The 15120-nt window shown below is 64.8% G+C and carries 15 protein-coding genes; 14 read left to right on the top strand and 1 reads right to left on the bottom strand.

The window, feature by feature from the left end:
• Positions 1–92 precede the first annotated feature (92 nt).
• From FBZ93_RS12895 to FBZ93_RS12885, 3 genes are all read left to right on the top strand, one after another.
• Positions 93–1286, top strand: coding sequence for a serine hydrolase domain-containing protein (locus tag FBZ93_RS12895; protein ID WP_146986330.1), 1194 nt, complete (start codon positions 93–95; stop codon positions 1284–1286).
• Positions 1287–1608: 322 nt separating this feature from the next.
• Complete coding sequence (locus FBZ93_RS12890) at positions 1609–3309, top strand: AMP-binding protein (RefSeq protein ID WP_146986329.1); 1701 nt, start codon at positions 1609–1611, stop codon at positions 3307–3309.
• A 159-nt stretch (positions 3310–3468) separates the two neighbouring features.
• On the top strand, positions 3469–4125 hold the full coding sequence (locus FBZ93_RS12885; RefSeq protein WP_208764002.1) for an imm11 family protein: 657 nt from the start codon (positions 3469–3471) through the stop codon (positions 4123–4125).
• A gap of 75 nt (positions 4126–4200) precedes the next feature.
• Here the strand turns inward: FBZ93_RS12885 and FBZ93_RS12880 are convergent, their stop codons facing one another.
• Positions 4201–5202 carry an adenosine kinase gene (locus FBZ93_RS12880; protein WP_146986327.1) on the bottom strand — a complete coding sequence of 334 codons (1002 nt, stop codon included), beginning with the start codon at positions 5200–5202 and terminating at the stop codon, positions 4201–4203.
• Between the two features lie 242 nt (positions 5203–5444).
• Between FBZ93_RS12880 and murJ the strand changes: the two genes are divergently transcribed.
• From murJ to ybeY, 11 genes are all read left to right on the top strand, one after another.
• On the top strand, positions 5445–6983 hold the full coding sequence (gene murJ, locus FBZ93_RS12875) for a murein biosynthesis integral membrane protein MurJ (protein ID WP_146986326.1): 1539 nt from the start codon (positions 5445–5447) through the stop codon (positions 6981–6983).
• A 66-nt stretch (positions 6984–7049) separates the two neighbouring features.
• Entirely contained in the window at positions 7050–8102 is a 1053-nt protein-coding gene (trpS, locus tag FBZ93_RS12870; protein WP_146986325.1) for a tryptophan--tRNA ligase, read from the top strand.
• 140 nt (positions 8103–8242) lie between these two features.
• The gene (locus FBZ93_RS12865; RefSeq protein ID WP_074126322.1) at positions 8243–8737 is read left to right on the top strand and encodes a universal stress protein; all 495 of its coding nucleotides are present in this window, start codon (positions 8243–8245) and stop codon (positions 8735–8737) included.
• A 144-nt stretch (positions 8738–8881) separates the two neighbouring features.
• Complete coding sequence (locus FBZ93_RS12860) at positions 8882–9451, top strand: NifU family protein (RefSeq protein ID WP_050425380.1); 570 nt, start codon at positions 8882–8884, stop codon at positions 9449–9451.
• Between the two features lie 158 nt (positions 9452–9609).
• Positions 9610–10305, top strand: coding sequence for a tRNA (adenosine(37)-N6)-threonylcarbamoyltransferase complex dimerization subunit type 1 TsaB (tsaB, locus tag FBZ93_RS12855; protein WP_146986324.1), 696 nt, complete (start codon positions 9610–9612; stop codon positions 10303–10305).
• A complete protein-coding gene (gene rimI / locus FBZ93_RS12850; protein WP_146986323.1) occupies positions 10302–10787 on the top strand; it encodes a ribosomal protein S18-alanine N-acetyltransferase in 486 nt (161 codons plus the stop codon). Before tsaB ends, rimI begins: the two co-directional genes overlap by 4 nt.
• A 68-nt stretch (positions 10788–10855) precedes the next feature.
• A complete protein-coding gene (locus FBZ93_RS12845; protein ID WP_146986322.1) occupies positions 10856–11308 on the top strand; it encodes a Fur family transcriptional regulator in 453 nt (150 codons plus the stop codon).
• A 24-nt stretch (positions 11309–11332) separates the two neighbouring features.
• The gene (locus FBZ93_RS12840) at positions 11333–11995 is read left to right on the top strand and encodes an HAD family hydrolase (protein WP_146986321.1); all 663 of its coding nucleotides are present in this window, start codon (positions 11333–11335) and stop codon (positions 11993–11995) included.
• A gap of 94 nt (positions 11996–12089) precedes the next feature.
• The gene (gene miaB / locus FBZ93_RS12835; protein WP_146986320.1) at positions 12090–13478 is read left to right on the top strand and encodes a tRNA (N6-isopentenyl adenosine(37)-C2)-methylthiotransferase MiaB; all 1389 of its coding nucleotides are present in this window, start codon (positions 12090–12092) and stop codon (positions 13476–13478) included.
• A 5-nt stretch (positions 13479–13483) separates the two neighbouring features.
• Positions 13484–14554, top strand: coding sequence for a PhoH family protein (locus FBZ93_RS12830; RefSeq protein WP_083632723.1), 1071 nt, complete (start codon positions 13484–13486; stop codon positions 14552–14554).
• A 68-nt stretch (positions 14555–14622) separates the two neighbouring features.
• Positions 14623–15120, top strand: coding sequence for an rRNA maturation RNase YbeY (gene ybeY / locus FBZ93_RS12825; RefSeq protein WP_146986319.1), 498 nt, complete (start codon positions 14623–14625; stop codon positions 15118–15120).

Here is a 15120-nt window from a genome sequence, read left to right as displayed (position 1 = left end):
ACCATCGCATCGCGCGCCCGCCTTGCGGGACCCGACAAGCCGGAGGATGATCCACCCACTTCAAAACAATAAACCCACCGGAGGAAGGCCCAATGCAGAGCAAGGCTCAGATCGATCAGGTTTTGCGTCAGAAGAGCGAGGCAAAGGAGATTCCCGGCGTGGTCGCCGTCGCGGCCACCGGCAAGGACGTGATCTACCAAGGCGCGTTCGGCAAGCGCGACCTGTCCAAGAGCGAACCCATGACCGCGGACAGCGTGTTCTGGATCGCCTCGATGACCAAGGCGGTGACATCAGCGGGCGCAATGCAGCTCGTCGAGCAGGGCAAGCTTTCGCTCGATGAGCCGATCGGCAAGCTGTTGCCCGACCTCGCCGCGCCGCAGGTGCTCGAAGGGTTCGACGCAAAGGGCGAGCCGAGGTTGCGCCCGGCCAAGACCCCGATCACGCTGCGCAAGCTCATGACCCACACCGCCGGCTTCTGCTACGACCTGTGGAACGCCGACATGGGGAAATATATGGAGAAGACCGGCACGCCCGGGATCATCTCCTGCCTGAATGCAGCGCTGAAGACCCCGCTCGCGAACGAGCCGGGCACACGCTGGGAATACGGCATCAATATCGACTTCGTCGGCAAGGCCGTGGAAGCAGCATCGGGCAAGAAGCTCGATGCGTATCTGCGGGACAACGTGTTCGCGCCGCTCGGCATGAGCGACACCGGCTTCAAGATCTCGGACGACATGCGCAAGCGGCTGGTCGGCATGCATGCCCGCGGCGAGGACGGCACGCTCGCCGCGATGCCGTTCGAACTCGAGCAGAACCCTGAATTCCACATGGGTGGCGGCGGCCTTTACTCGACCGCGGCCGACTACATCAAGTTCTGCCAGATGATCCTCAACAAGGGCAAGGGCAACGGCAACCAGCTGCTGAAGGCCGAGACCGTCGCCGCCATGGGCCAGAACCAGATGGGCGATCTCACCGTCGGCAAGATGACGACCGCGGCGCCGCCGTACACCAACGATGTCGATCTCTATCCCGATATGATCAAGAAGTGGGGGCTGAGCTTCCTCATCAACACCGCCAAGACGCCGGAAGGCCGCAGCCCCGGCAGCCTCGCCTGGGCGGGCCTTGCCAACACCTATTACTGGATCGATCCGTCGCGCGACGTCTGCGGCGTGATCCTGACCCAGCTGCTGCCGTTCGCCGACAAACACAGCCTCGAGGCCTTCGCAGGCTTCGAGAAGGGCATCTATGCCGGGCTCGATGCCGGCAGCGGGCAGAGGGCGGCGTAAGCGGCCACGAAGGGACTGCGCTCCCTCGCCCCGTTCTTACGGGGAGAGGGTTGGGGTGAGGGGCTGCTTCCGCGCAAACGGTTGCAATCGGACTCGCGGAGACTCCCCCTCACCCGGATCGCATCTTCGATGCGATCCGACCTCTCCCCGCACGCGGGGCGAGGTGAAGCGGAGATCGCTGTTCCATTTCGGCCTTTAGTCCCTCCCCTATCGGGGAGGGATTTTTCATACCCGCCATAGGTCGGGCCTGTCCTGCCGGTGCCAAACGACTAAGATCGCGCAAAAAAAGTGCGACACGAACACGACCACGAGGAGGACGAGCTTGGCACCCACACCCAAGGCAGACAGCTATGTCTGCGGCATTTCCGACACGCCGCTGCTCGGCGAAACCATCGGCCGCAGCCTTGATCGCGCACGCGCGCGCTGGGGCGACCGCGAGGCGCTGGTCTCGCCCAGCCACAATGTGCGCTGGACCTGGAACGAATTCGCCGAGCGGGTCGAGGCCTTGGCAGCGGGGTTCCTTGCACTCGGACTGCAGCGCGGCGAGCGGATCGGCATCTGGTCACTGAACCGGCCGGAATGGACGCTGACACAATTCGCCGCCGCGAAAGCAGGATTAATCCTCGTCACCATCAATCCGGCCTATCGTCTCAGCGAGCTCGAATTCGCGCTCGGCAAAGTCGGCTGCGCCGCGATCGTGACCGCGACTGCGTTCAAGACCTCGGCCTACATGGAGATGATCAACACGCTGCTGCCCGAGCTTGTGAGCTCGGAGCCCGGTCAACTGCGATCGGCGCGGCTGCCGCAGCTGCGCGCGGTGATCCAGATCGGCGGACCGGCAGCGCGGGGCACGATTCCGTTCGAGCAGGTCGCGCAGATGGGCGGCGAACGCCATCGTGAGCAACTTGCCGCGCTCGGCGCGAGCCTGCAATTCGACGACCCCGTCAACATCCAGTTCACCAGCGGCACCACCGGATCGCCGAAGGGCGTGACGCTGACCCACCACAACATCCTCAACAACGGCTACTTCACCGGCCGCGCCATGCGCCTGACCGAGCAGGATCGCATCTGCATTCCAGTGCCGCTCTATCATTGCTTCGGCATGGTGATGGGCAACCTCGCTTCCGTCACGCTCGGCACCACCATGGTCTATCCCGGCGAAGGCTTCGATCCCTTGGCGACGCTGACGACGATCGCGCAGGAGAAATGCACCACGCTCTACGGCGTGCCGACCATGTTCATCGCCGAGCTCGATCATCCGGAATTTTCGCGCTTCGATCTCTCCTCGCTGCGCACCGGCATCATGGCCGGCGCGCCCTGCCCGATCGAGGTGATGAAGCGCGTCAACACCGAGATGAACATGCGCGAGGTGACCATCGCCTACGGCATGACCGAAACCAGCCCGGTGAGCTTCCAGAGCGCGACCGACGATCCGCTGGAGCGCCGCGTCTCCACCGTCGGCCGCATCCATCCGCATGTCGAGGTCAAGGTGGTCGATCTCGACGGCAAGGTGGTGCCGCGCGGCGAACGCGGCGAGCTCTGCACCCGCGGCTACAGCATCATGCTGGGCTATTGGGACGAGAAGGAAAAGACCGCAGACGTGCTCGACGCCAATGGCTGGATGCACACCGGCGATCTCGCCGTGATCGACGACGAAGGCTATTGCAACATCGTCGGCCGCATCAAGGACATGGTGATCCGCGGCGGCGAGAACCTCTATCCGCGCGAGATCGAGGAATTCCTCTACCGCCATCCGAAGATCCAGGACGTCCAGATCTTCGGCGTCGCAGACAGCCGCTACGGCGAGGAGCTGTGCGCCTGGGTCAGGGTCAGACAGGGCGAGTCGCTGACATCAGACGAGGTCCGCGCCTTCTGCCAGGGCCAGATCGCCCATAACAAGATCCCGCGCTATGTCGAGTTCGTCGAGGAATTCCCGATGACGGTGACCGGCAAGATCCAGAAATTCGTGATGCGCGACGCCGTGGAGAAGCGGCTCGGATTGAAGGCGGCGAAGACGGCGTGAGCGGCGCCCGCTTTCTCAACGTCGTCATGCCCGGGCTTGACCTGGGCATCCACGCCCTATCGATTCATATGCAGGCGGAGGTGCACGGCATTTGCCCGACGCGAGCACTTCATCCGCGGCATCTCGGGAAAACGACGATCCTCAATGGAAGCCAAGATAATGAACGGCAACGAACCGAGGCAGGCTGGTCGCCGAGGCCGACAACTTAAGCGTCGGTTTTACGAAATGTCCTTCGATTACCAAAGAGGTGGGCTGCCGGGCTATTTGCTGCAAAACCGCGAGACGCTGGTACCAGGTCAAAAGGTGCTGTTGGCTCCGGCTGGCCGACGCGGTTTTCCGACCTATCCGGTACGTCCGCACTTTCTACTTGATCGCAAAGCCGGACGCCTTCCTCGCGATCTTGAAATGTTTAACGACTATTGGCTGGTTTCAGATCAAACGAAGGCTGTTTTTCAAGCCGTCGATCACAGCGGCTTCGACTTCTTCCCATGCGACGTGTCGTTACCGGAGGGCGAGTATCAAGGCCCGGCCTATTGGCTCTGTGACGTTGTGCGGATACTCGATGCCCTCGATGAAGCGGAATCCCGTCTGAAAATCTGCAGACGCGGCGAAGCCGACTACCGGTACATCGGCGATAAATTCTACGAGATTGCAGGCGGGGCCCGCCTTGTTTTCAAAGAAGACGCAATTGGTGCCGCTCGCGTGTTCCGCATGGCCTACAGGGTGCCAACGATCATCTGCGACGATGTTCTCAAAGATGCCTGCAAAGCGGCTAGTCTAAAGGGCATCAAGTTTAGAGACGCCTTAGAGCTTTGAACTGGTTTTGGGTTGGGACCATCTTGTGGTCATGGCCGGGTCAAGCCCGGCCATGACGAGTTGGACGATACTGCCCTAAACCAGCAGCCCCTTCTGCTTGGCCAGATCCTTCAGCGACACCAGCGGCCGGGCACCGATGTGCTGGATCACCTCGGCGGCGGCGAGCGCGCCGAGGCGGCCGGCGTTCTCATGGCCGACATTGCGCACGAGGCCGACCAGGAAGCCGGCGGCGAACAGATCGCCGGCGCCTGTGGTGTCGACGAGCTTGTCGATCGGAGAGGCCGGCGCCGAAGTAACGTCATTCCCGGAGATCACGACGCAGCCCTTTTCGCTGCGGGTGACGACGCCGAGCCTGGTGTCCTTGCCGAACTGCTTCAGCGCGGTGTCGAAGTCGGAGGTCTGGTACAGCGAGTGCAGCTCGGACTCGTTGGAGAACACGAGGTCGACGATCCCCTTGCGCATCAGATCGAGGAATTCGTCGCGATAGCGATCGACGCAGAACGAATCCGACAGCGTCAGCGCGACCTGGCGGCCGGCGCCATGGGCGATATCAGCCGCCTTCACGAAGGCGTCCTTGGCGTTCTTCGGATCCCAGAGATAGCCCTCGAGATAGATGATGCTGGCGGCTGCGATCTGGGCCGGATCGATATCGTCGGGCGTCAGGTCCTGCGCGGCGCCGAGATAGGTGTTCATGGTGCGCTCGCCGTCCGGCGTCACCAGGATGTAGGAGCAGCCGGTGGCCGGGCCGGCCTTGGCCGGCGCGGTATCGAAGGTGACGCCGGCGGCGCGGATGTCGTGGACGTAGAGCTTGCCGATCTGGTCGTCCTTGACCTTGCCGACATAGGCGGCGCGGGCGCCGAGATTGCCGACGCCGACGATGGTGTTCGCAGCCGAACCGCCCGACATCTCGGTCGCCACGCCCATGTCGCTGTAGATCGCGGCGGCGCGCGCCTCGTCGATCAGCTGCATCGAGCCCTTGGTCATGCCGTGACGGGCGAGGAATCCCTCATCGGTTTGCACCAGCACGTCGAAGATCGCGTTGCCAATCCCGAGAACGTCATATTTTGCGTCAGCCATAGACCTGCCCTGTGTTAACGCCACCCAACAAGAGCCGCGACCTATCACGTTACGCCTTGGGGCAGCAAGCCGCGCCCTATGTTCCGTCATCCTGAGGAGCGGCGTCAGCCGCGTCTCGAAGGATGCACGGCCCGGCTGGTGGCCGTCGACCCTTCGAGACGCGCGCAAGGGCGCGCTCCTCAGGGTGACGGGTTTGGTGGGGTGCCACTGGCAGCGCGGCGCACTGCTGCTATAGAGACACCATGTTCCGCTCCTTCCTCACGGTCTCCTCGGGAACGCTGGCCTCGCGACTGCTCGGTTTCGCGCGCGATTCCGTGATCGCGGCACTGCTTGGCGCGGGGCCGGTGGCGGATGCGTTCCTGGCGGCATTCCAGCTTGTGAATGTCGTGCGACGGCTGCTGGCTGAGGGCGGGCTGAATGCCGCTTTGGTGCCGGCATGGCTGAAGATGCGCGATGCTGATGGCGCGGCGGCAGCGACCGCGTTTGCCGGCCGCGTGCTCGGCACCGTCAGCGCCGCGGTCATCGCAGCCGCGCTCGTGATCGGCGCGCTGATGCCGCTGGTGATCGCCGCGATCGCGCCCGGTTTCGTCGGCCGCGACACCCTTCAATTCGCGGTCGACAACGCAAGGCTGATGCTGCCCTATCTCGCCTTCGCCGGTCCCGTCACCGTGATGATGGCGCTGCTCAACGCGCAGGGACGCTTCGCGCTGACCGCGTTCTCGCCGCTGCTGTTCAACATCGCACTGATATCAGTGATGGCCGTGCTGCTGGTGCGGCAGCAGGAGCCGGTGCAGGCCGCGCTGGTGATGGCGGCGACGATCGGCGTCGCCGGCTTCCTGCAACTGTCGATGCTGGCGCTGCGCGGGGCAAAGCTCGCTTCGCCGCTCCGCGCCTCCTTCGATCCGGAAATGCGCGGCTTTCTCGGCCGCGCGGTCCCCGGCATGGTCGCGAGCAGCGCGCCGCAATGGCTCATGGTGGCCGGCGCGGTGATCGCGTCGACCTCGCCGTCGGCGGTGTCGTGGCTCTATTTCGCCAACCGATTGCTCGAATTGCCGCTCGGCATCGTCGGCGTCGCGATGGGCACGGTGCTGATCCCGGAGATGACGCGCGCGGTGCGCAGCGGCGAGCATGCGGCCATCGCACATGCGGAATCACGCGCCCTCGAGCTCGCGGCCGGGCTGGCGCTGCCGGCGACGCTCGGCCTGATGGTGCTGAGCGGACCGATCGTGCGGATGCTGTTCGAGCATGGCGCATTCACCGCGGAGGATAGCGCGGCAACCGCACAGGCCCTGATCTGGCTGACGCTGGCGCTGCCGGCGCATGTCTTGGTGAAGGCACTGTCGCCGGCATTCTTTGCCCGCGAGGACACGCTGACGCCGCTGTTTGCGACGCTGAAGGCCGTCGTGGTCGCGATCGCGGCGGCCTTCCTGCTCGGCCATGTCTTCGGCGCCAGCGGGATTGCCGCAGGCATTGCGCTCGGCGCCTGGAGCAATGCGCTGGCGCTGATCCGCAAGGGCGCTGCGACCTTCGGTTTCTCGATCGATGCCGAGGCGCGCCGCCGGCTGCCGCGCATCCTGGGCGCAGCACTCGCGATGGGCGTCCTGCTATGGCTCGCAGAGGGCGCGCTGCCGGCCTCCGGCCGCCACGGTTTCGTGCAGGCGGCCTCCCTGCTCGTGCTGATCGCGGCCGGCAGCGCCGCTTACGGACTGTTTTTGCAAGCTTTCGGCGTCACCGGCTGGCGCGATGCGGTTAACGCCATCAGGCAAAGACGTCCCGCCTGACTTGCGCGCGCGGGGCTTAAGTGGCAAACGACGCCGCAAAAGCGGCCATTTCCGGGAAATAACACCATGGCGTTCGTTGAACGGGTCTTCTCAGGCGTCCAGCCGACGGGCAATCTGCACCTCGGCAACTACCTCGGCGCCATCGTCAACTTCGTGAAGATGCAGCAGACCCATAACTGCATCTATTGCGTCGTCGACATGCACGCGATTACGCAGGGCGTCGAGGTCTGGGGCGGCCCGGCCGAGCTCGCGCGCAACACCCGCGAGGTGACCGCGGCCTTCATCGCCGCCGGCATCGATGCCAAGAAGCACATCGTGTTCAACCAGAGCCAGATCGCCGGCCACGCCGAGCTGACCTGGATCTTCAACTGCGTCGCCCGCATCGGCTGGCTGAACCGCATGACCCAGTTCAAGGAGAAGGCCGGCAAGGACCGCGAGAACGCCTCCGTCGGCCTCTACGACTATCCGGTGCTGATGGCCGCCGACATCCTGCTCTACCGCGCCACCCATGTGCCGGTCGGCGAGGACCAGAAGCAGCATCTGGAGCTGTCCCGCGACATCGCGCAGAAGTTCAACAATGACTTCGGCGATTCGATCCGTGGCCACGGCTTTGCCGACGGCCTGTTGTTCCCGCAGCCCGAGCCGCTGATCACGGGGCCCGCGACGCGGGTGATGAGCCTGCGCGACGGCACCAAGAAGATGTCGAAGTCGGACGCGTCGGACAATTCGCGCATCAACCTCACCGACGACGCCGACACCATCGCGCAGAAGATCCGCAAGGCGAAGACCGATCCGGAGCCGCTGCCGTCGGAGGAAAAGGGCCTCGAGACCCGCCCCGAGGCCGACAACCTGGTCGGCATCTACGCGGCGCTGGCCGGTGTCTCCAAGCAGGAGGTGCTGACGCAGTTCGGCGGCGGGCAGTTCTCCAGCTTCAAGAACGCGCTGGTCGAGGTTTGCGTCGCAAAACTGGCGCCGATCGCCTCCGAGATGAAGAAGCTGGTCGCCGATCCCGGCCACGTCGATTCGATCCTCGCCGACGGCGCCAACCGCGCCCGCGGCATCGCCGACGAGACCATGCGCATCACCAAGGACATCGTCGGCTTCATCCGCCCGCGTTGACGGGCAAGCCGGCAACGGTGCACTCCCTCTCCCAAACGGCGAGGGAGTATGGCAGCATGGGCCTCGTTTGAGCATGATCTTTTCGGAAAACCGCCGCGCACTTTTCCGGATCATGCTGTTGGTTCAGCACCGGGACATGCATGACCACCCAACGACGCAGCTACGAGACAGGTCACAAGCCGAAATGCCTCGTCATCGTTGACGACACGGCGGAATGGGACCGCGCGGTGTATTACGCCAGCCGCTGGGCCATCCGGGTCGGCGGCGGCGTCGTGATGCTGCGGGTGATCGAGACCGAGGACCAGAACCAGCAATGGCTCGGGGTCGCCGACATCATGCGCGCCGAGGCCGAGGAGGCCGCCAATGAGGCGCTCGACCGCGCCGCCGGCCGCGCCAACGGGATCGCCGCGATCACCCCGGAGCGGGCGATTCGCGAGGGCGACCCGACCGAGCAGATCCTCGACGTGATCGAGAAGGACGTTGATATCGCGATGCTGGTGCTGGCGGCCAATCCGGGCCCCGAGGGGCCCGGACCGATCATCACCACCATGGCCAAGACCATGGGGGCGTTCCCGATCCCGGTGACCATCGTGCCCGGCGGCCTGACCGACGCCGAAATCGACGCACTGTCGTAGGCGCTATCGGCCCCGAAACCGCTCCAGGGGCATGGGTACAGGCCTGGAACCGCGGTTTTGCGGCTTGATCGCGGGCTTTTTAATTGCCATTTCATAGGGGAACCCAACGCGTCGGCCTTGAACCGGCGACGCCGGAGACAGCAAATGTTCATTCAGACCGAAGCCACACCGAATCCCGCCACCCTGAAATTCATCCCGGGCCGCCTGGTGCTCGACAGCGGGACCATGGAATTCTCGTCGGCCGAATCCGCCGCACGCTCGCCGCTCGCCGAACGGCTGTTCGCCGTATCAGGCGTCACCGGCGTGTTCTACGGCGCCGACTTCATCACCGTGACCAAGGCGGACGGCGACTGGCAGCACCTCAAGCCCGCGATCCTCGGCGCCATCATGGAGCATTATATGTCCGGCGCGCCGCTGCTCGCCGACGGCACCGCTGGTAGCGACGACATCAGCGACGAGGCGGACGAGTTCTTCGACGAGGCCGACGCCGAGACGGTCGAGCAGATCAAGGACCTGATCGAGACCCGCGTGCGCCCGGCGGTCGCCAATGACGGCGGCGACATCACCTTCCGCGGCTTCAAGGATGGCATCGTCTATCTCAACATGAAGGGCTCCTGCGCCGGCTGCCCGTCATCGACCGCAACCTTGCAACACGGCATCCAGAACCTGCTCCGGCACTTCGTGCCCGACGTGCAGGAAGTCCGGCCGATGTAATTTGCGCCGGGTGGGTCGCCAGGCGCAGCCCACCTCGATACGACACAGTTGATGGTGGGCACGGTGCTGCGCGCTGTGCCCGCCCGAGAGGGGGGACGAACAGTGAGCCGGCGAATCGGAAATGGTTCGGACCTTCCGTTCGCCCTGACGTTTGCCCCATGATGATTCTCGCCATCGATACCGCGCTCGACGCCTGCTCTGCGGCGGTGCTCGACACCACCTCCGGCAATACCATCGCGATCGAATCGCAACTGATGCAGCGCGGCCATGCCGAGGCGCTGATGCCGCTGATCGCGCGGGTGATGAAAGAGAGCGGCATCGGATTTGCCGGGCTCGACCGCATCGCCGTCACCAGCGGCCCCGGCAGTTTCACCGGCCTGCGCGTCGGCCTCTCGGCAGCGCGCGGCATTGCGCTGGCCGCGTCCAAGCCGATCGTCGGGCTGTCGACACTCGCCGCTTACGCTGCGCCTGTGGTTGCCGAGAATGGCGAGAATCCGATCCTGTCGGCGATCGATGCGCGTCACGATCACGTCTATTTCCAGCTGGTGGGCGGCGACGGCAGCTTGATGCTCAAGCCGAAGGTGGCGCCGATCGCGGAAGCGCTCGAAGCCTCTCAATACGGCGCGCTGCATCTGGTCGGCAACGCCGCAAATATCCTCGCCGAGCGCTGGCCCGCCGACGCAACGCCGCCGGTGAAGATCGACCGGCAACCCGCGCCCGACATCACCTGGGTCGCCTGGGTCGGCGCAGCCGTCGATCCCGAAACTGCGCCGCCGCGTCCGTTCTATCTGCGCGCCCCCGATGCGAAGCCGCCGAAGGATCGCCTCGTCATCAGCGCGCCGCCATCGACATGAGCGGCTGGCTGTCGCGATGGTGGAGCGGCGGCACGCCCGCGGTCGAGCCCGCATCCCTGCGTGATGCGGCGCGACTGGCCCAATTGCACGGCGCGTCGTTTCACCGCGGCTGGGGCGAGGGCGAATTCGAGGCGATGCTGACCGAGCGCAACACGCTGGTGCATCGGCTGCGGCAGGGTCGCAAGGTGATCGGCTTTGCGGTCTCGCGAATGGCGGCGGACGAAGCGGAAATCCTGTCGATTGCGATCGATTCCAATCAGCGCGGGCGCGGCCTGTCGCGCGACCTGCTGCTGACCCATCTCGGCCATCTTGCCGGCCGCGGCATCCGCACCATCTTCCTCGAAGTCGAAGAGAACAATGCGCCGGCGCGACGGCTCTATGAAAGGGCCGGATTCGGCGTGATCGGCCGCCGCGAACGCTATTACAAGCAACCCGGCGGGGAACATTTGAACGCGCTTCTGATGCGGCGCGACTTGTCGTAACATCGGCGCGATGGCAGAACAGCGCCCTGCTCTGCCACCCAAGGTTTGAAGAATACGGCCTGAGACCCATGACCACGGTGAAAATCCCGCCTGCGCCGAAAAATACCGGCATCGAGGCGCGCTGCGCCGCGACCGGCATGCGCATGACCGAACAGCGCCGCGTGATCGCGCGGGTGCTGGCGGAAGCGATGGATCATCCCGACGTCGAAGAGCTCTACCGCCGCTGCGTGGCGGTCGACGACAAGATCTCGATCTCGACGGTCTACCGCACCGTCAAGCTGTTCGAGGACGCCGGCATCATCGAACGTCACGACTTCCGTGAGGGCCGTGCGCGCTACGAGCAGATGCCCGAGAGCCACCACGACCATCTGATCAATCTGCGCGACGGCAAGGTGATCGAGTTCACCTCCGAGGAGATCGAGAAGCTGCAGGCCGAGATCGCGCGCAAGCTCGGCTACAAGCTGGTCGATCACCGTCTCGAGCTGTATTGCGTGCCGCTGGACGACGACAGCAAGCCGTAGGCGCGCACCACGCATCGCCAGACCATGAGCTTCGATCTCGTCATCTTCGATTGCGACGGCGTGCTGGTCGACAGCGAGGTGATCTCCTGTCGCGCGCATGCCGACACGCTGACGCGTCACGGCTTTCCGATCACGCCCGACGGCGTACTGAAGCGTTTCCTCGGCGTGTCCGACCGCGAGGCGCGGCGGATCGTCGAAAGCGAGATCGGCCGCGCCCTGCCCGATACGTTCGAGGCCGAGGTCAAGCACGCGACGCTGAGCTTCTATGCCGACGATCTCAGCGCCATCGCGCATGTCGGTGACGCCATCGCCGCGCTCACTCTGCCGAAATGCGTGGCCTCCAGCGGCACGCCGGAAAAGATTCATCACGGCCTGACCTGCGCCGGGCTGTACGACCAGCTCGCGCCGCATATCTTCTCCGCCACCCAGGTGCAGCGCGGCAAGCCGGCACCCGATCTGTTTCTGTTCGCGGCCACCCAGATGGCTGCACGGCCGGAACGCTGCGTCGTGATCGAGGACAGCGTGGCCGGCGTCACCGGCGCCCGCGCCGCCGGGATGACCGTGCTCGGGTTTTACGGCGGCAGCCATTGCACGGCGGAACACGAGAATCTGCTGCGCCAGGCCGGCGCGGCCGTCACATTCGCCGATATGCGCCAATTGCCCGATTTGATCGCCAAAGCCGGCTAAAAACACGGGTCGATCGCTGGATTTTCGCCGGTTTAGGCTATATTTCAGCCCCGGCGCCCCGATGGCGCCGTTTCCTTTTCGCAATCAGGGTTCCATGACGACGCCGCGCAAGCTGCACATCAAGTCCTATGGCTGCCAGATGAACGTCTACGATGCGCAGCGCATGGTGGACACGCTGGCCGGCGAGGGCTTTGTCGAGACCGCGAGCGCCGAAGACGCCGACCTCGTGATCCTCAACACCTGCCATATCCGCGAGAAGGCGTCGGAGAAGGTTTACTCCGAACTCGGGCGGCTTCGCGTCGCCAAGGATGAAGCCGCGCGGGCGGGCCGCGAGATGAAGATCGCCGTCGCGGGCTGCGTCGCGCAGGCCGAAGGCGCCGAGATCATCCACCGTGCGCCGACCGTCGACATCGTGGTCGGGCCGCAGAGCTATCATCATCTGCCTGAATTGCTGAAGCGCGCCAAGGAAAACGGCCGCGCGCTGGAAACCGAATTCCCGGTCGAGGACAAGTTCGGCTTCCTGCCGCAGCCGAAGCCGGATGCGATCCGCGCGCGCGGCATCTCCGCCTTCGTCACGGTGCAGGAAGGTTGCGACAAGTTCTGCACCTTCTGCGTGGTGCCCTATACGCGCGGCGCGGAAGTCTCGCGTCCGGTCGCGAAAATCATCGACGACGTGAAGCAGCTCGCCGACAATGGCGTGCGCGAATTCACGCTGATCGGACAGAACGTCAACGCCTATCATGGCGAAGGCCCCGACGGCCGCGCCTGGTCGCTCGGCAAATTGTTGCAACGGCTGGCCGCAATTCCGGGCGTGATCCGGCTGCGCTATTCGACCAGCCACCCGCGCGATGTGGATGATGATTTGATCGCGGCGCATCGCGACCTGCCCGAACTGATGCCATTCGTGCACCTGCCGGTGCAGTCGGGGGCGGACCGTATCCTTGCAGCCATGAACCGCAAACATACCGCCGATGACTACCGCCGTGTCATCGACCGGTTCCGGGCTGCGCGGCAAGACATTGCTTTTTCATCAGATTTTATCGTGGGCTTCCCCGGCGAGAGCGAGGAAGAATTTTCCGCCACCCTCGCGCTTGTCACGCAAATCGGGTACGCTGCAGCGTATTCATTCAAGTATTCGCCACGGCCGGGCACGCCGGCGGCGGAGATGCGGGAGACGGTGTCAGCAGCCGAGATGGACGAGCGCTTGGGGCGGCTTCAGGAATTGATCGACAGCCAGCAATCGGCCTTCAACCGTGCTGCGATCGGCACAACGGTCGATGTGCTGTTCGAACGCGCCGCGCGCAATCCGGGCCAGATCGTCGGCCGCACCGCCTATCTGCAGCCCGCCCATGTGATGGCTTCGCCTGACATCATTGGTCAGGTCCGCTCCGTGCGGATCGACAGCCTCGAGCGCTACAGCCTGATCGGCGAACTCGCAACGCAATCCGCACCCGGCCTCATTTCGCAGACCATTGGAGCCTGAAATCCTTGCCAAAAAGCGCATCGGATTCGTCTTCGCTCGCTCCCAGCCGCAAACCTGACCGCGACATGCAAATGCCACCTGAGACCCGGGCCCCTGAGACACAGGTCGTCATCGATTTCGACGACAACCGCGCCGCATCCGCGCTGGTCGGCCCCTACGGACAGAATCTGGCGCTGATCGAGCGGCGGCTCGGCGTGGTGGTCGATTCCCGTGGCAACCACGTCACCATCGCTGGCTCCCGCGACGGCTGCGACGCGGCGCGGCGCGTGCTGGAGACGCTCTACGCGCAGGCCGTCGCAGGCCACGACCTCGATCAGGGCGAAGTCGAGGGCGCGATCCGCGCCGTGATCGCGCAGGGCTCGCTGTTCGAATTCGACAACAAGACCGCCAAGCCGACCTTCGAGACCATCAATCTGCGCAAGCGTCCGGTGCGCGCCCGCACCGCGGCGCAGGACTCTTACATCCGCGCGCTGAAGCGGCATGAGCTGGTGTTCGGTATCGGCCCGGCCGGCACCGGCAAGACCTGGCTCGCGGTCGCCCATGCGGCGCAGCTGTTCGAGCGCAAGGAGGTCGACCGCATCATCCTGACGCGGCCCGCGGTCGAGGCCGGCGAGCGGCTCGGCTTCCTGCCCGGCGACCTCAAGGAGAAGGTCGATCCGTATCTGCGCCCGATCTACGATGCGCTGTACGATCTGATGGACGCCCGCGTCGTCGAGCGCGCGCTGCAGGGCAACGAGATCGAGATCGCGCCGCTCGCCTTCATGCGCGGCCGCACCCTGACCAATGCCGCCATCATCCTCGACGAGGCGCAGAACACCACGACGATGCAGATGAAGATGTTCCTGACGCGTCTCGGCGAGAACAGCCGGATGATCGTCACCGGCGACCCGTCGCAGGTCGACCTGCCGCACGGCCAGGCTTCGGGGCTCACGGAAGCCGTGAAGCTGCTCGACGGCGTCGAAGGCATCGCGCAGGTGCATTTCAAGGCCGAGGACGTCATCCGCCATGAATTGGTGGCGCGCATCGTGGCCGCCTATGAGGGATTGCCGCAAAAGCCGGCAAACGCCAGATCTTGAGACCAATAGCTTCGGCCGCGAGCCCGCGCGATGCGGGTTCCGGCCATAACGCAGATTTTGAAACGAACGTGTCCGCTTTTCCTGCAACCGAGGTTCTCGTCACCGCCGAATGTTGGCAGGCCGAGCCCGACGCCGACGCGGTGATCCATCGCGCCATCGAGGCTGCCGCCGCCATCGCCGACGCTGATGTCGCCGATGCCGAGCTTGCGGTGATGCTAACCGACGATTCCGGGATCCGCACCCTCAACGCCAACTGGCGCAGCATCGACAAGCCGACCAATGTGCTGTCGTTTCCGGCGCTGCAGCCGGAAGGCGGCGGCGGACCCGACGATGCCCCGCGCATGCTCGGCGATATCGCGATCGCCTATGAGACGACGCGGCGGGAAGCCGATGACGAACAGAAACCGTTCGACCATCATTTGAGCCACCTCGCGGTGCATGGCTTCCTGCATCTGATCGGTTACGACCACGAGAACGACGACGATGCCGAGGACATGGAGTCGCTCGAGCGCGAGATCCTGTCCTCGCTCGGCATTCCCGACCCCTATGCGGATCGGATCGCCTGA

The organism is Bradyrhizobium macuxiense (assembly GCF_007993935.1).
Taxonomy (GTDB): Bacteria; Pseudomonadota; Alphaproteobacteria; order Rhizobiales; family Xanthobacteraceae; genus Bradyrhizobium; species Bradyrhizobium macuxiense_A.
This window is presented reverse-complemented; position numbering and strand designations above follow the sequence as displayed.